The following is a 15,701-nucleotide window of genomic DNA, read 5'->3' as shown; positions in this document are numbered from 1 at the left end:
GCTCCTCATGCTCGCGCCCTGGTACTGCTGCTGCGTACGCGTGTCCTCGCGTACGGCGACGGCGCGACCGGGTGCGCGGCCCTGGCCCGCCGTCCCCGATCCTCCCACGTCCGGCGTCCCCGGCCGGTCGCAGGTCCATCAGGCGGACGTCCGCCGGCCCGGGCCGGCGGGGGTCCCGGGCGCTCAGCGGCTCGCGAGCGCGTGCTCGCCCGCCTTCCGCATGGCGTCGAGCGGCGCGGGGGAACGTCCGGTCATCCGCTCGACCTGGAGCACCGCCTGGTGCAGGAGCAGGTCGAGTCCGCCGACCACGGCGCCGCCGTACGCGGACCAGCGGGCCGCCAGCTCGGTGGGCCAGGGGTCGTAGAGGACGTCGAACAGGGTGGCGGGCCGCTCGGGCAGCGAGGCGGCCAGGGCGTCCGTGGCGCCGGCCGGGGTGGTGGAGACGACCAGGGGCGCGGTGAGTGCCCGCGCGGCGTCGGCCCAGTCCTCGGTGCGCACCTCGACGCCGAGCCGTTCGCCCCACTGCCGCATCTCGGCGGCGCGGGCGTCACCGCGGACGTAGGCGACGACCTCGCCGGTGCAGATCCGGGCCAGGGCGGCCAGGGCGGAGGAGGCGGTGGCACCGGCGCCGAGGATCGCGGCCGACTCGACCTGTTCGATGCCGCGCTCCCGCAGGGCCGCGACCATGCCGGGGATGTCGGTGTTGTCGCCGAGGCGCCGTCCGTCGTCGGTGAACACCACTGTGTTGACGGCCTCGACCGAGCCCGCCGTCTCGCTGACCTCGTCGATCAGCGGGATGACGGCCCGCTTGAGCGGCATGGTCAGGGACAGGCCCGCCCACTCGTCGCCGAGCCCGGCCAGGAAGGCGGGCAGCGCCTCCTCGTCGACGTCGAACCGGTCGTACGTCCAGTCGCCCAGCCCCAGTTCCCGGTACGCGGCGCGGTGGAGCACCGGTGAGAGGGAGTGCGCGATGGGCGAGCCGAGCACGGCGGCCCGGCGCTTGTCTCCAGTGCCGCTCATTGGCCGTTCTGCTCTTTCAGGTACTTCTCGCGGTTGCGGTTCTGTTCTTCGTTCGTCTCGGCGAACAGCGTCTTGTCCTCGCTGACGGAGACGAAGTAGTACCAGTTGCCCTTGGCGGGATCGAGCGCGGCCCTGATCGCCACGTCGCCGGGGTTGCCGATCGGTCCGGGCGGCAGTCCCTTGATCTTGTAGGTGTTGTACGGGTCCTGGATCTTGCGCAGCGCGTCGACGGAGCCCGTGGCGAGCTTGGACTCGCCGCGCAGGTAGTTCACCGTCGAGTCGAAGTCGAGCAGGCCGTACGTCTCGGTGTTCGTCGGCTTGAGGCGGTTGTAGACGACGGTGGCGACCTTCTTGAAGTCGTCCTTGGACTTGCCCTCGGCCTGGACGAGGCTCGCGACGGTGAGGAGCTGGAGCGGGTTGTCCAGCTTGAGGTCGTCGGCCTTGTCCGCCAGGCCGATCTCCTCGTACTTGGTCGTGGCCTGCCTGACCATGTCCTTGAGGATCTCCTGGGGCTTCATGCCCTTGGCGGCCGGATACGTGGCCGGGTAGAGGAATCCCTCCAGCGGGTCCTTGATGTCCTTGTCGTTGTTCGCCCACTCGGGCAGGCCGAGTTTCGACCACTGCTTCTCGGCGATGTCGCCGGTCGTGCCCGCCTTCAGTTCGAGGCGTTTGTCGATCAGCTTGTACACCACGGCGTTGCGCATGCCCTCGGTGACGACCAGGTTGTTGCGGCTCTTGGGGCTGAGCATCAGTTCGACCGCGCTGGCGGCGGACATCTTCTTGTTGAGGGTGTAGACGCCCGGCTGGATCTTGCCGCCGTTCTCGTTGGCCGCCTGCGCGGCCACGAACGCGTCGACGCTCTTGACGACGCCCTCGGTCTTCAGCGCCTGTCCGATGGCGTAGCCGCCCGCTCCCTTCGGGATGGTGACGGACACCTTCTCGGAGATGCCGTCGCCCGCGTAGTCCGGAGCGTCGCCGAAACGGTTTTGGTAGAACTGGTAGCCGAAGTAGCCGACTCCGCTCAGAACGCCGGCGAAGACGGCGCCGACCACGAGGCAGGCGCATCCGCTGCGACGTTTCTTCGGCTTGCCGCCACCGCGGCCGCGCTTGTCCTTGCCGCCCCGGCCCCGGCGGCTGCCGGCCTCGTCGTCCTCGTCGCCGTCGTCACTGTCGCCGTCCGCGAAGAAGGCGTGCTCGCCCCGGTCCGGACCCGGGTCCCAGTCGGGTTCCGGCTCCGGCTCCGGTTCCGGTCGCGGTTCGGGGCGGCGGCGGGCGGGCGGCTCGGGCGGGGGGTACGCGCCGGGGGTGCCGTAGGCGTCGGGCTGCTGGTTCCCGTAGGAGGCGGGCTGACCCGTGTAGGGATCGACGGGGTCGGCGCCGTACGGGACCTGGGTGTGCGCGCCGTTGTCCCAGCCGCCGTTGTCGTACTGCTGACCCTGCCCCTGGTACGGCTGCTGTCCCTGGTAGTGCTGCCGGTCCTGCCCCTGGTCGTGGTACTGCGGGTAGCCCTGGTCCGGGCCGCCCTGCGCCGGGTAGCCCTGGTCCGGGTAGGGCTGTCCGCCCTGCGAGCCGTACTGCTGCGGGGACTGGCCGCCGTACTGCTGCTGAGGCGTGCCGCCGTACTGCTGCTGCCCGCCGGACTGGTCGGGGTACCGCTGCTGTCCGTGCCCGTACGCGCCCTGCTGACCGTGGCCCCAGTCGCCGTACTGCGACTGGGGCTGCTGGGCCTGCGGGTCCTGGTAGTGCTGCTGCGGCTGCTGCGGGTAGTACTGCGGCCGGCCGCCGTCGGAGGACTGGCCGTCGTCGGCCTGTCCTGCCCATCCGCCGTCCCCGTACAACGGGTCCTCCGGATGCCACGGTTCGGAGCCTTGGCCCCGGCCATACTCAGTCATCGATCCCCTAGAGCCGCGAGGCAGCGGGCGCTGGTGCCGGTGGCTCGGCTTCCGTCCGCCTCTTGAACTGTGCGGCAGCTGTTCGAACACCGCCGCATCGCGCGGAACGTTACCGTATCGCGATCAGACAACCACTTCGACGCCCTCGCCAGGTGCTGTACCTGACACTCGTTCGGATTCGAGCGCCTGCTGCAGGATGATCACGGCCGCCGCCTGGTCGATGACCGATCGGCCCTTCTTGGACTTCACCCCCGAGGCCCGCAGGCCCTGGCTCGCCGTCACCGTGGTCATTCTCTCGTCGACCAGCCGCACCGGGACCGGCGCGACGACGCGGGCCAGCTCCTGCGCGAAGCCGCGGACCTTCACCGCGGCCGGGCCCTCGCCGCCCTTGAGGGAGCGAGGGAGGCCGACCACGAGCTCGATCGGCTCGTACTCGTCGACGAGCTGCTTCAGCCGGCGGCGGGCGGCGGGGACGTCGCGCCCCGGCACCGTCTCGACCGGGGTGGCGAGGATCCCGTCGGGGTCGCACGAGGCGACCCCGATCCGGGCGTCCCCGACGTCGATGGCGAGCCGGCGTCCGCGGCGCACTACTTGGCCGTCTCCGCGACGAGGCGCTCGACGGCGCCGACGGCGTCGCCGACGGCGGCCGCGTTCTGACCGCCGCCCTGGGCGACGTCCGGCTTGCCGCCACCGCCGCCGCCGAGGGTCTTGGCGGCCGTGCGGACCAGGTCACCGGCCTTGAGACCGCGCTCACGGGCGGCCTCGTTGGTGGCGATGACCGTCAGCGGCTTGCCGCCCACCGTCGTGAACAGGGCGACCACGGCGGCCCGCCCGCCCTGGATGCGGCCACGCACGTCGAGGACCAGCTTGCGCAGGTCGTCGGCGGTCGTGCCGTCCGGCACCTGACCCGTGACCAGGGCGATGCCCCGGACGTCCTTGGCGGACTCGACGAGTCCCGCGGCGGCCTGGAGGACCTTCTCCGCACGGAACCGCTCGATCTCCTTCTCGGCGTCCTTCAGCTTGCCGAGCATCGCGGAGACCTTCTCCGGCAGCTCCTCCGGCCGGCCCTTGACCAGCTCCTGGAGCTGGGCGACGACCGTGTGCTCCCGGGCCAGGAAGTTGTACGCGTCGACGCCGACCAGGGCCTCGATGCGGCGCACGCCCGAGCCGATCGACGACTCGCCGAGCAGCTTCACCAGGCCGAGCTGGGCGGTGTTGTGGACGTGCGTGCCGCCGCACAGCTCCTTGGAGAAGTCGCCGATGGTGACCACGCGGACGCGCTCGCCGTACTTCTCGCCGAACTCGGCGATGGCGCCCTGCTTCTTGGCGTCGTCGATGCCCATGACCTCGGCGTGCACGTCCAGGTCGCGGGCGAGCACCTCGTTGATCTGCTGCTCGACGTCCGTCATCACGGCCGTGGGCACGGCGGACGGCGAGCCGAAGTCGAAGCGGAAGCGGCCGGGCTGGTTCTCCGAACCGGCCTGGGCGGCCGTCGGGCCGAGGGCGTCGCGCAGCGCCTGGTGGGTGAGGTGGGTGGCCGAGTGGGCGCGGGCGATGGCCTTGCGGCGGCGGCCGTCGATGACGGCCTGGGCCGAGGCGCCGACCGTGACCTCGCCGACCTGGACGACGCCCTTGTGGACGTAGACCCCGGGGACCGGCTTCTGGCAGTCGCGGACCTCGACGACGGCACCGGTGTCCACCCTGATGCGGCCGGTGTCGCCGATCTGGCCGCCGCCCTCGGCGTAGAACGGGGTGCGGTCGAGCACGATCTCGACCTCGTCGCCCTCGGTGGCGGCGGGCGAGGAGACGCCGTCGACGAGGATGCCGACGATCCGCGACTCGCCCTCGGTGGCGGTGTAGCCGGTGAACTCGGTCTCGCCGGAGGCGTCGGCGATCTCGCGGTAGGCGCCGAGGTCGGCGTGGCCGGTCTTCTTGGCCCGGGCGTCGGCCTTGGCCTTGTCCCGCTGCTCCTTCATCAGGCGGCGGAAGCCGTCCTCGTCCACGGACAGGCCCTGTTCGGCGGCCATTTCGAGGGTGAGGTCGATCGGGAAGCCCCACGTGTCGTGGAGCAGGAAGGCCTTGTCGCCGGCGAGGACGCTGCCGCCGCCGGCCTTGGTGTCGGTGATGGCGGTGTCGAGGATGTTGGTGCCGGCCCTCAGCGTCTTGAGGAAGGCGGCCTCCTCGGCGAGGGCCACGGTCTCGATGCGCCCGCGGTCGGTGACCAGCTCCGGGTACTGCTGCCCCATCATGGCGATCACGACGCCGACGAGGTCCTTGACGACCGGGCCGGTGGCGCCGAGCAGCCGCATGTTGCGGATGGCGCGGCGCATGATGCGGCGCAGCACGTAGCCGCGGCCCTCGTTGCCCGGACTCACGCCGTCGCCGATGAGCATCACGGCGGTGCGCATGTGGTCGGTGACGACGCGCAGCGAGACGTCGGAGTCCTTGCCGGCGCCGTACTCGACGCCGGTCAGCTCGGTGGCCTTCTTGATGACGGCCATCGAGGTGTCGATCTCGTACATGTTCTGCACGCCCTGCAGGATCATCGCGAGGCGTTCCAGGCCGAGACCGGTGTCGATGTTCTTGCTGGGCAGCTCGCCGAGGATCTCGAAGTCGTCCTTCGAGACGCCCTCGCCGCGCTCGAACTGCATGAAGACCAGGTTCCAGATCTCCACGTAGCGCTCGTCGTTGACGGCCGGGCCGCCCTCGGCTCCGAACTCGGGGCCGCGGTCGTAGTTGATCTCGGAGCAGGGGCCGCAGGGGCCGGGGACGCCCATGGACCAGTAGTTGTCCTTCTTGCCGAGGCGCTGGATGCGCTCGGCGGGGACACCGATCTTCTCCCGCCAGATGGTCTCGGCCTCGTCGTCGTCGAGGTAGACCGTGATCCACAGGCGCTCGGGGTCGAGCCCGTAACCGCCCTTGTCCTGGGGCGAGGTGAGCAGCTCCCAGGCGTAGGTGATGGCACCTTCCTTGAAGTAGTCGCCGAAGGAGAAGTTGCCGCACATCTGGAAGAACGTGCCGTGGCGGGTGGTCTTGCCGACCTCTTCGATGTCGGGCGTGCGTACGCACTTCTGGACGCTGGTGGCGCGCGCCCACGGCGGCTTGACCTCGCCGAGGAAGTACGGCTTGAAGGGGACCATGCCGGCGGGGACCAGGAGCAGAGTCGGGTCGTCCGCGATGAGCGACGCCGAAGGCACGACGGTGTGACCGCGCTCCTCGTAGAAGCTCAACCAGCGGCGGCGGATCTCGGCCGACTCCATCAGTGGTCCTCATTCCGGTTGTACGAGTACGTCGACCTCTCGACGTACGTCGGGTTCTTGCTGTGCTTCTGGTACGTGCCGTGCTGCGCGTGGCCGCCGTTCTCCAGGGCGGCGACGTGGCGCGGTGCGGGCAGTTCGGTATCCGCGTTCAGCCCGAGCATCTCGCCCAGTTCGGCCTCGCGCCGGACCATGCCGTCGCGGACGTCGAGCGCGAAGTCCTTGAGCCGGTGGCCCGTCTCCAGCGCCTTGTTCGCGGCCTGGGCGGCGAGGCTCTCGGGCGTCAGCTGCCTGAGCTTGCGGTTGACCTTGGTGGTGGCCCACACACCGGCGGCTGCGCCCGCGGTGAACCAGAACGTACGGCGGAACATCGCTGCGTCAGTCCTTCTTCCGCTTTCCCCGCCGTGCCGACGGGACGGTGCGGCCCACGATCACGGTACGCCGGGCCTTGCCGGCGGGCGCGCTCTGGCCCTGGTCACGACGGCTTCCGATGGCCCGGCGGACGCCGTAGCCGAAAGCGGCCACCTTCACCAGCGGGCCGCCGAACGTGGAGGCGACGGTCGTCGAGAGCGCCGACGCGTTCGACGTGACCTCCTGGACGTCGGACGCGATGGCGTCCACCCGGTCGATCTGGGTCTGCGCGGAGCGCACCGCGTCCGTGGCGTCGGCCAGCAACGGGACGGCCTGGTCGGTCACATCCGCCACGAGCTTGGTGGTCGCCCTGAGCGTCTGGGCCAGCCCCGCCAGAGCGACGGCGAGGAAGGAGACCAGGATCGCCCAGAAGACGGCCACCAGGATCCCGGCCACCTCGCCACCGGACACTGTGCACCCGCTCCCTGATACGTGCCTCAACATCGAAAAGTCGTCCACCGAGCCTATCGCGCCGGGGCCGCCGCTCCGTACCGCATTGACGCCGGCCCGCCACCGCGCCACCGGGTCCGGTTGTACGGAATGCTTATGGATCAGTACGCTCCGTATCCCATGCGACGTTCTACGCGCCACGGCGACGCGATCCCGGGCGATCCGCACCCGGAGCTCAACGCCTTCGTGGGCCGATCCGCCGAACTGGCCGAGCTGACCGGGGCGCTCGGTGTGTCGCGTCTGGTGACGGTGACCGGTGTCGGCGGCGTCGGCAAGTCGCGGTTCGCCGCGCGTGCCGCGGCGCGGGCGCACACCGGCGACGGCGTCCGGTGGGTGGACCTGGCGCCGGTGCGCGACCCGGATCTCGTCGACCACGCGGTCGTCGAGGCGCTGGGGCTGACGGACCACACCTCGCGGCCACCGCGCGAGGTCGTCCTCGGCCATCTCGCCGGACGCGAACTCCTTCTGGTGCTCGACGGGTTCGAACATCTCGTGGAGGTGTGCGCCCCGCTCGTCGGCGAGCTGCTGCGCGCGGCGCCGGGGCTGCGGGTGCTCGCCGTGGGCCGCCGGCCACTGGACGTCCGGGGCGAGCGGCTGTTCCCGCTCCCGCCGCTGACCGACGAGGAGGCGGTGGAGCTGTTCGCGGACCGGGCGGCCGCCGCGGTGCGCGGCTTCGCGGTGGACGACGGCAACCGGCGGGACGTCCTGGAGCTGTGCCGGCGTCTCGACGGGATCCCGCTCGCGGTCGAGCTGGCAGCCGGACGGTTGCGGGCCCTGGCGCCCGCGCAGCTGCTGTCCCGGCTCGACGACCGGTTCCGGCTGCTGACCGGCGGGGTGCGTGACGCCCTGCCGCGGCACCGGACGCTGCGGACGGCGATCGGCTGGAGCCACGAGCTGTGCACCCCGCGGGAGCGGCTGCTCTGGGCGCGCCTCTCGGTGTTCGCCGGCCAGTTCGACCTGGAGGCGGCCGAGTACCTGTGCGCCGGTGACGGGGTGGGCGCCGACGAGGTCCTCGACGTGCTCGGTGAACTGCTGGCCCAGTCCGTGATCACCCGCGAGGAGACGCCGGCGGGGGTGCGCTACCGGATGCTGGACACCGTCCGGGAGTACGGCGCCGAGTGGCTGGAGGCGGCGGGCGACGGGGCACGGCTGCGCCGCCGGCACCGGGACTGGTACCTGGGGCTGGCCACCTGGTGCGAGCTGGAGTGGTTCTCGCCGAGGCAGCGGGAGATCGCGGCGCGGGTGGAGGCGGAGCTCCCGAATCTGCGGCGGGCCCTGGAGTACTGCCTGGTCGAACCCGGCGAAACGTATCTGGGCCAGTACCTGGCGGGCAGCCTGTGGTTCTGCTGGGTGGGCTGCGGCCGGCTGTCGGAGGGCCGGTACTGGCTGGACCGCTGCGTCGAGCCCTGCCCGGGGGAGGCGGCGCACGAGCGGTCCCGGCTGAAGGCGCTGTGGGTGCTCGGCCATGTCGCGACGCTGCAGGGCGACCGGGTACGGGCCCTCGCGGTGCTGCACGAGTGCCGCGAGGCGGCCGAGCGCACCGGTGACGCGACGGCGGCCGCGTACGCCGAGCACCGCACCGGGTGCCTGGCGCTGGTCACGGACGACATGCCGCGCGCCGAGACACTGCTCGCCTCGGCGCTCGCGCGCTACCGGGAGATCGGCGAGCTCAACGGCAACGTGCTGATGGCCCAGGTCGAACTGGCGATGGCGCTGGCGTTCCAGGGCGACCTGCCGGGCGCGGTGCGGCTGTGCGAGGACGTCCGCCGGGTCTGCGAGGACCACGGGGAGCGCTGGGTCCTCACGTACGCGCTGTACGTCCTGGCGTACGAGGCGTGGACGGACGGCGATCCGGCGCGGGCCCGGGAGCTCCTGGAGGAGTGCCTGGCCGTCGGGCACGCCTTCCGGGACCTGCTGGGCACCGTCCTGACGATCGAACTGCTGGCCGTGGTCACCGCCGCCGAGGGCGATCCGGCGGAGGCCTCCGTGCTGCAGGGCGCCGCGGCCGGCATGTGGCCGTCGGTGGGCCTGCCGCTGTTCGGCTCGGTGCACTACGGGCGGCCGCACGAGCTGTGCGAGGCGACGGCACGCGAGCGGCTGGGCGACGCGCGGTACGAGGAGTGCGTGCGGGCGGGGGCGCGGCTCGGCCGGGACGCGGCGGTGGAGCGGGCCCTGCGGCGCGACCGCGCGGCCGCGGCTCCCACGCTGCCGGCGGCGCGGGAGCCGCACCCCGGCGCGGGCCCGCAAACGCGGCAGCCCGCCGTCTCGCCCGCCCGGAAGGGCGGGGAGACGACGGGCTGACGTGCGCGTGGTGGTACCGCGTCCGCCGAGTGATCAGCGGGCGTAGTACTCGACGACGAGCTGCTCGTCGCAGATCACCGGGATCTCCTTGCGGTTCGGCTCGCGGTCCAGGCGGAAGGCCAGGGCGCGGAGGTTCACCTGGAGGTAGCGCGGGGTCTCGCCGTCGGGGGCGAAGCCACCCTCGCGGGCGACCTGGAACAGCGGCTTCTCGCGGCTGCGCTCGCGGACCATCACGACGTCGTCGGGCTTGACGCGGAAGGACGGCTTGTCGACCTTCTGGCCGTTGACCTCGATGTGGCCGTGGACGACCATCTGGCGGGCCTGGTAGATCGTGCGGGCGATGCCCGAACGCAGAACCAGGGCGTCGAGACGACGCTCCAGCTCGATGACCAGGGCCTCACCGGTCTTGCCCTGCGTCTTGGCGGCACGCTCGTAGGCGCGGACGAGCTGGCGCTCGGACACGTCGTACTGCGCGCGCAGACGCTGCTTCTCGAGCAGACGGACCTTGTAGTCCGAGTTCTGCTTGCGGCCGCGGCCGTGCTCGCCCGGCGGGTAGGGGCGGGCCTCGAAGTACTTGACGGCCTTCGGGGTCAGCGCGATGCCGAGGGCACGCGACTTCTTGACCTTGGGGCGGGACTGGTTCGCCATGAACCAAACACCTCGTGTTTCTGATGTGAATACGGCTTCACCAGGGTTAGGGGAGGTCGCATCCGCAGCCGGGGAAACCCGCCGGGCCGTCCTTGCGGACTAGGCGGGCAGCCGCTCCCTGGTCTGGGCACATACGTGCAGCACGCGAGTGGCCCACCGACCGTCCCGGGAACCGGGTGGTGGTGGGCTGCCCGCGACACCTTCGACGGTGCGCGACGCTCCTGGAATCCCCCCGAGGAGGCGGGGTTCCGGCTGGATGTCCCGTTCTGGTGGTGCCGACCGGAGCCGGACACGGGACGCAGCGCTCCGAGCCATGCTACAGGGTGGTCAGGACCGCCCTCGACCGAGGTGCGTGCGGGTCCACTCCACGGCGTCCGCGTAGCGCGCCTCCGCGCCGTGCCGGGTGGGCTCGTAGTACGAGCGGTCCTTCAGCCCGTCGGGGGCGTACTGCTGGGCGGCGATCCCCTCGGGCAGGTCGTGGGGGTACACGTACCCCTGGGCGTGGCCGAGCTTGGCGGCGCCCTTGTAGTGACCGTCGCGCAGGTGCGCGGGGACCGGGCCCGCGTGCCCCTTGCGCACGTCCTCCAGGGCGGCGCCGATCGCGGTGGTCGCGGCGTTCGACTTGGGGGCCAGGGCCAGGGCGATGGTGGTGTGGCTGAGGGTGAGCGCGGCCTCGGGGAAGCCGATCATCGCGACGGCCTGGGCGGCGGCGACCGCGAGGGGCAGGGCGTTCGGATCGGCGAGGCCGATGTCCTCGCTGGCGGAGATCATCAGGCGGCGGGCGATGAACCGGGGGTCCTCGCCGGCCTCGATCATCCGCGCCAGGTAGTGCAGGGCGGCGTCCACGTCCGAGCCGCGGATCGACTTGATCAGGGCGCTCGCCACGTCGTAGTGCTGGTCGCCGTCGCGGTCGTACTTCACGGCGGCCCGGTCGACGGTCTCCTCCAGGGTCGACAGGGTCACCTCGCGCTCGCCCTTGTCGAGCGCCGATCCGGCGGCCGCCTCCAGCGCGGTGAGGGCGCGGCGGGCGTCCCCGCCCGCGATGCGCAGCAGGTGCGCCTCGGTGTCCTCGGGGAGGGTGACGGCGCCGACGAGGCCGCGCTCGTCGGTGAGGGCCCTGCGCAGCAGTCCGCGCAGGTCGTCGTCGGTGAGCGGTTCGAGGGTCAGGAGCAGGGAGCGGGAGAGCAGCGGGGAGATCACCGAGAAGTACGGGTTCTCCGTGGTCGCGGCGATCAGTGTCACCCAGCGGTTCTCGACGGCCGGGAGCAGGGAGTCCTGCTGGGCCTTGCTGAAGCGGTGGATCTCGTCGAGGAAGAGGACGGTTTCCTTGCCGAAGCCGCCGGTGGCCCGGCGGGCACCTTCGATGACCGCCCGGACCTCCTTGACCCCGGCGGTGATCGCGGAGAGCTCCACGAAGCGCTTGTCGGTGGCCTTGGAGACCACGTACGCGAGGGTCGTCTTCCCGGTGCCGGGCGGGCCCCACAGGAGGACGGAGGAGGGTCCGGCCGGGCCGCCGGCGCCCTCGCCGACCAGTCTGCGCAGCGGGGAGCCCGGCTTCAACAGGTGCTGCTGGCCCACGACCTCGTCGAGGGTGCGCGGGCGCATCCGGACCGCCAGGGGGCTGCTGGACGGATCCTTCTCCTGGCGGTCTTCGGCGGCGGCGGTGAAAAGGTCGGGCTCCACTCTGGAAACCCTATGTCACCCCACCGACAGCGCCGCCGGCCCCCGGATCCGCGGGGGCCGGCGGCGCTGTCCGGCAGGGACGGGGAGGTCCGTCAGCTGGTCCAGAACTCCCACCAGCGGGTCAGGACCAGCATGCCGATGATGCCGATGTGCAGGACCGGCACGACCCACGTGAACTCGCCGAAGAAGCCCTTCAGCCAGCGGGGCGCGGGCAGGAAGTCGTTGCGCACGTTGAACGAGGTGACGTACCAGAACATCAGGATGGTGGCGACCCAGGCCAGCGAGCACCACAGGCACAGCGCGTTGATCCGGTACAGCGACTGGAACTGCAGCCAGGTGACGAAGCCGACGCCGAACAGCGTGCCCGCGTTGAAGGTCAGCCAGTACCAGCGGGGGAAGGTGGCGCGGGCGAGCAGGCTCATGCCGACGCAGATCACGATGCCGTAGGCGACGAGACCGAGCATCGGGTTCGGGAAGCCGAAGACGGCGGCCTGGTCGCTCTCCATGACGCTGCCGCAGGAGACGACGGGGTTGAGGCTGCAGCCCGGGGTGAACGTGGTGCCCGCGACCTTGGCCTCGAGGAGCTTCTGCTTGTCGATCGTGATGACCCACGCGGCGAGCAGTCCGGCCGCGCCGGTGATCACCAGCAGCAGCGCGAAGGCGCGGCTGCCGCCCGCCGTGCGGGGGCCGCCGTGCCGCTCGGGGCCGGTGGAGACGCCTTCCCTGACTGTCGTCTTGCTCATCACGCCGTTCCGTAGCTTCGAGGGGCCGGTGGGCACGGACATTGTGCCGCACGCGTGCGCGTCTTCACCGTTCGCTGCGCATAAGGAAGTACGGGTGCGGGCCGTGGAACGTTCGGTTTCGGCCGGGCCCGGCGGGTGGTCCGGCGCCGTGCACGCGTGCGTGCGGGGCGCGCCCGGCCGGGAGGACCGGACAGGGTGGCGGAGAGGGAACCGGTGGCCGCCGGGTTGACGGCGCACCGGCTCCGGCCGGCGGCGGGCCTCAGCCCAGCCGGGCCTCGAGTTCCGCCACGATCTCGCTGACCTTGACGGCCGTCTGCTCCCCGGACTCCATGTCCTTGAGCTGGACGACGCCCTCGGCGAGGTCGCGCTCGCCGGCGACGAGGGCGTAGCGCGCGCCCGAGCGGTTGGCCGCCTTCATCGCGGCCTTCAGGCCCTTGCCGCCGTAGGAGAAGTCGGCGGCGACGCCGTTCTTGCGCAGCTCGGTGACCTTGGAGAAGAGGATCCGGCGTGCCTCCTCGCCGAGGGGGACGGCGAAGACCGAGGTGAGGGACGGGATGTCCAGCACGATGCCCTCCGCCTCCAGGGCGAGGACGGTGCGGTCGACGCCGAGGGCCCAGCCGACCGACGGCAGGGAGGGGCCGCCGATCATCTCGGACAGGCCGTCGTAGCGGCCGCCGCCGCCCACCGCCGACTGCGATCCGAGGCCGTCGTGGACGAACTCGAAGGTGGTGCGCGTGTAGTAGTCCAGGCCGCGCACCAGCTTCGGGTCGTCCTCGAAGACCACACCCGCCGCCGTGATCAGCTCGCGCACCTCCTCGTGGTACGCCTTGCAGGCGTCGCACAGGTAGTCGCGCAGCAGCGGGGCGCCGGTGAGCTGCTTCTGCACGTCCGGGCGCTTGTCGTCCAGGACGCGCAGCGGGTTGATCTCCGCGCGGCGCAGCGTCTCCTCGTCCAGCTCCAGGCCGCGCAGGAAGGCCTGGAGCGCGGCGCGGTAGACGGGGCGGCACTCCTTGTCGCCCAGGCTGTTGAGCAGGATGCGGAAGTTCCGCAGGCCCAGTGCGCGGTACGCCTGGTCGGCCAGGATGATCAGCTCGGCGTCCAGGGCCGGGTCCTCGGCTCCGATCGCCTCGGCTCCGACCTGCGAGAAGTGGCGGTAACGGCCCTTCTGGGGACGCTCGTAGCGGTAGTAGGAACCCGAGTACCAGAGCTTGACGGGAAGGTTGCCCGCCTTGTGCAGATTGGCCTCCAGCGCGGCGCGCAGAACCGAGGCGGTGCCCTCCGGGCGCAGGGCGAGCCGGTCGCCGCCCTTGGTCTCGAAGGCGTACATCTCCTTGGTCACGATGTCGGTGGACTCACCGACACCGCGCGCGAACAGCTCGACGTTCTCGAAACCGGGCGTCTCGATGTAGCCGTAGCCGGAGTTGCGCAGCGGGGCGGCGATCGCCTCGCGGACCGCCAGGAACGTGGCGGAGTCGGGCGGCAGCAGGTCGTACGTGCCCTTGGGGGCCTTGAAGGTGCTCACGGAAGGTCTCGTCACATTCCTCGTCGGGGAGCGGGCTCGGCGCCGCGCTCCGGCCGGCCCGCCGCCACCTGCCGCAGATACGGGTTGGTGGCGCGCTCCTGGCCGATGGTCGTCTGGGGGCCGTGGCCGGACAGCACCACGGTCGAGTCGTCGAGAGGCAGGCACACGCGGCCCAGCGAGTCGAGGATCTCGGCGTGGGAGCCGCCGGGCAGGTCGGTGCGTCCGATGGAGCCGGCGAAGAGCAGGTCACCGGAGAAGAACACGGACGGGATGTCCGCTCTCTCGGGCAACCGGAACGTCACCGACCCCTTGGTATGGCCGGGCGCGTGCGCGACGGAGAAGTCGAGGCCGGCGAGCTCCAGCCGCGCGCCGTCCGCGAGTTCCCTCACGTCGTCCGGCTCCCCCACGGTCAGTTCGCCCATCAGCGGCATCCCGATGGCACGGCCGAGCGCCTTCTCCGGGTCGCTCATCATGTACCGGTCGTCGGGGTGGATCCAGGCCGGTACGTCATGCGCTCCGCAGACCGGGACGACCGAGGCGACGTGGTCGATGTGGCCGTGGGTGAGGACGACCGCGACGGGCTTCAGCCGATGCTTCTCGAGTGCGTCCGCGACTCCCTGGGCGGCCTGGTGGCCCGGGTCGATGATCACGCACTCCTCACCGGCGGCGGGGGCGACCAGGTAACAGTTGGTCCCCCAGGCCCCGGCGGGGAACCCGGCAATGAGCACGATCGTCCTTCGTCATGGCGCACGACATGGTGTCGTACGGGGTGGGTGGCTGTGGGTCAGAGCCTACCGGCGCTGCCGTTTCCTCAGCGAACCCATATACGGTACGGGGCACACGCGGGCGGTCGGCTCACAAGACCCGCGCGTCCCCAACGACGTACGAGACGCATGAGGAGAAAACCCCGTGGTCAGCCAGGATCAGCGGCGGCGTCAGCTCGCTCGGGAGAAGTTCTTGCGGCAGCAGCAGCGGCGTACGGCCGCCCGGCGCAAGACACGTACGCGCAACTCGGTGGTGGCGTCGGTCCTCGGCGTCGTGATCATCGGCAGCGTGGCGCTGTACACAACCGGGGTCTTGAAGAACGACGACGACAAGGCCAACGCGAACGCGGAGGTGACGCCGAGCGCGTCCCCGTCGGCGAGCAAGCCCGCGGACCCGTGCGAGAAGGCGGCCAAGGGCAAGGTGAAGTCGCTGAGTTACAAGAAGGAACCGGCGATCACCATCGACAAGTCCGCGCAGTACACGATGAAGTTGCAGACGACGTGCGGCGCGATAGACATCGCGATGGACGCCGCCAAGACCCCGCACACCGTGAACTCGTTCGACTTCCTGGTGAACAAGGGCTACCTGGACCACACCAAGTGCCACCGCCTCACCACGGCCGGCATCTACGTGCTCCAGTGCGGAGACCCGCAGGGCACCGGCATGGGCGGGCCCGGCTACACCATCCCGGACGAGAACCTCAAGGACAAGCGCCTCAAGGGCAACGTGTACCCGGCGGGCACGGTGGCCATGGCCAACCAGTACAACGCGCAGGAGAACAAGGGCCGCGACACCGGCGGCAGCCAGTTCTTCCTCGTCTACCAGGACAGTCAGCTCCCGGCCGACTACACACCGTTCGGGACGATTTCCGAATCCGGTATGAAGGTCCTCAAGAAGATCGCGGCGGCCGGGGAGAGCACCGGCCAGGGCGACGGGACGCCCAACGCGACGGTCGTCATCGACAAGGCGACGGTGAGGAAATCCTGACCTTCAACTGCGGAACTTCGGT

The 15,701-nt window shown here is 71.2% G+C and carries 13 protein-coding genes; 2 read left to right on the top strand and 11 right to left on the bottom strand.

Annotation, left to right across the window (positions count from 1 at the left end):
- Positions 1-183: 183 nt before the first annotated feature.
- The 6 genes from ACFY93_RS04275 to ACFY93_RS04250 form a co-directional block, all read right to left on the bottom strand.
- The gene (locus ACFY93_RS04275; RefSeq protein WP_391353422.1) at positions 184-1,020 is read right to left on the bottom strand and encodes a shikimate dehydrogenase; all 837 of its coding nucleotides are present in this window, start codon (positions 1,018-1,020) and stop codon (positions 184-186) included.
- The gene (gene mltG, locus ACFY93_RS04270) at positions 1,017-2,912 is read right to left on the bottom strand and encodes an endolytic transglycosylase MltG (protein WP_391353421.1); all 1,896 of its coding nucleotides are present in this window, start codon (positions 2,910-2,912) and stop codon (positions 1,017-1,019) included. The genes ACFY93_RS04275 and mltG overlap by 4 nt, the downstream gene beginning before the upstream one ends.
- Before the next feature lie 123 nt (positions 2,913-3,035).
- The gene (gene ruvX / locus ACFY93_RS04265; protein ID WP_391353419.1) at positions 3,036-3,500 is read right to left on the bottom strand and encodes a Holliday junction resolvase RuvX; all 465 of its coding nucleotides are present in this window, start codon (positions 3,498-3,500) and stop codon (positions 3,036-3,038) included.
- On the bottom strand, positions 3,500-6,172 hold the full coding sequence (alaS, locus tag ACFY93_RS04260; protein WP_391353418.1) for an alanine--tRNA ligase: 2,673 nt from the start codon (positions 6,170-6,172) through the stop codon (positions 3,500-3,502). The genes ruvX and alaS overlap by 1 nt, the downstream gene beginning before the upstream one ends.
- A complete protein-coding gene (locus ACFY93_RS04255) occupies positions 6,172-6,540 on the bottom strand; it encodes a DUF6167 family protein (RefSeq protein ID WP_391353416.1) in 369 nt (122 codons plus the stop codon). The genes alaS and ACFY93_RS04255 overlap by 1 nt, the downstream gene beginning before the upstream one ends.
- A gap of 7 nt (positions 6,541-6,547) precedes the next feature.
- Positions 6,548-7,024 carry a DUF948 domain-containing protein gene (locus ACFY93_RS04250; protein ID WP_391353415.1) on the bottom strand — a complete coding sequence of 159 codons (477 nt, stop codon included), beginning with the start codon at positions 7,022-7,024 and terminating at the stop codon, positions 6,548-6,550.
- 126 nt (positions 7,025-7,150) lie between these two features.
- Between ACFY93_RS04250 and ACFY93_RS04245 the strand changes: the two genes are divergently transcribed.
- The gene (locus ACFY93_RS04245) at positions 7,151-9,331 is read left to right on the top strand and encodes an ATP-binding protein (RefSeq protein ID WP_391353414.1); all 2,181 of its coding nucleotides are present in this window, start codon (positions 7,151-7,153) and stop codon (positions 9,329-9,331) included.
- A 33-nt stretch (positions 9,332-9,364) separates the two neighbouring features.
- Here the strand turns inward: ACFY93_RS04245 and rpsD are convergent, their stop codons facing one another.
- The 5 genes from rpsD to ACFY93_RS04220 form a co-directional block, all read right to left on the bottom strand.
- Positions 9,365-9,979 (bottom strand): 30S ribosomal protein S4, encoded by a 615-nt coding sequence (rpsD, locus tag ACFY93_RS04240; RefSeq protein WP_391353412.1) that lies wholly within the window; start codon positions 9,977-9,979, stop codon positions 9,365-9,367.
- A gap of 327 nt (positions 9,980-10,306) precedes the next feature.
- Positions 10,307-11,662, bottom strand: a complete 1,356-nt coding sequence (locus ACFY93_RS04235) for an AAA family ATPase (protein WP_391353410.1) — start codon at positions 11,660-11,662, stop codon at positions 10,307-10,309.
- Positions 11,663-11,754: 92 nt separating this feature from the next.
- Positions 11,755-12,405 carry a vitamin K epoxide reductase family protein gene (locus ACFY93_RS04230; protein ID WP_391353408.1) on the bottom strand — a complete coding sequence of 217 codons (651 nt, stop codon included), beginning with the start codon at positions 12,403-12,405 and terminating at the stop codon, positions 11,755-11,757.
- A 259-nt stretch (positions 12,406-12,664) separates the two neighbouring features.
- Positions 12,665-13,927: a histidine--tRNA ligase gene (gene hisS / locus ACFY93_RS04225; RefSeq protein WP_391353406.1), complete on the bottom strand. Its 1,263-nt coding sequence runs from the start codon at positions 13,925-13,927 to the stop codon at positions 12,665-12,667.
- Positions 13,928-13,938: 11 nt separating this feature from the next.
- Positions 13,939-14,655, bottom strand: coding sequence for an MBL fold metallo-hydrolase (locus ACFY93_RS04220; RefSeq protein ID WP_391353404.1), 717 nt, complete (start codon positions 14,653-14,655; stop codon positions 13,939-13,941).
- Between the two features lie 181 nt (positions 14,656-14,836).
- On the opposite strand from ACFY93_RS04220, the gene ACFY93_RS04215 reads away from it, so the two are divergent.
- Positions 14,837-15,679 (top strand): peptidylprolyl isomerase, encoded by an 843-nt coding sequence (locus ACFY93_RS04215; protein ID WP_391353402.1) that lies wholly within the window; start codon positions 14,837-14,839, stop codon positions 15,677-15,679.
- The last annotated feature ends 22 nt before the right edge of the window (positions 15,680-15,701 follow it).

This window comes from Streptomyces sp. NPDC008313, from assembly GCF_042956125.1.
Classification (GTDB): Bacteria; Actinomycetota; Actinomycetes; order Streptomycetales; family Streptomycetaceae; genus Streptomyces.
Note: the sequence above shows the minus strand (reverse complement) of the source record. Positions and strands in the feature narration are given on the sequence as shown.

Bases quoted from the DNA above. Each gene is read 5' to 3' on its own strand.
- alaS (WP_391353418.1), bottom strand. From the start codon at position 6,172: ATGGAGTCGGCCGAGATCCGCCGCCGCTGGTTGAGCTTCTACGAGGAG.
- ACFY93_RS04245 (WP_391353414.1), top strand. From the start codon at position 7,151: ATGCGACGTTCTACGCGCCACGGCGACGCGATCCCGGGCGATCCGCAC.
- ACFY93_RS04250 (WP_391353415.1), bottom strand. From the start codon at position 7,024: ATGTTGAGGCACGTATCAGGGAGCGGGTGCACAGTGTCCGGTGGCGAG.
- ACFY93_RS04275 (WP_391353422.1), bottom strand. From the start codon at position 1,020: ATGAGCGGCACTGGAGACAAGCGCCGGGCCGCCGTGCTCGGCTCGCCC.
- rpsD (WP_391353412.1), bottom strand. From the start codon at position 9,979: ATGGCGAACCAGTCCCGCCCCAAGGTCAAGAAGTCGCGTGCCCTCGGC.
- mltG (WP_391353421.1), bottom strand. From the start codon at position 2,912: ATGACTGAGTATGGCCGGGGCCAAGGCTCCGAACCGTGGCATCCGGAG.
- ACFY93_RS04230 (WP_391353408.1), bottom strand. From the start codon at position 12,405: ATGAGCAAGACGACAGTCAGGGAAGGCGTCTCCACCGGCCCCGAGCGG.
- ACFY93_RS04255 (WP_391353416.1), bottom strand. From the start codon at position 6,540: ATGTTCCGCCGTACGTTCTGGTTCACCGCGGGCGCAGCCGCCGGTGTG.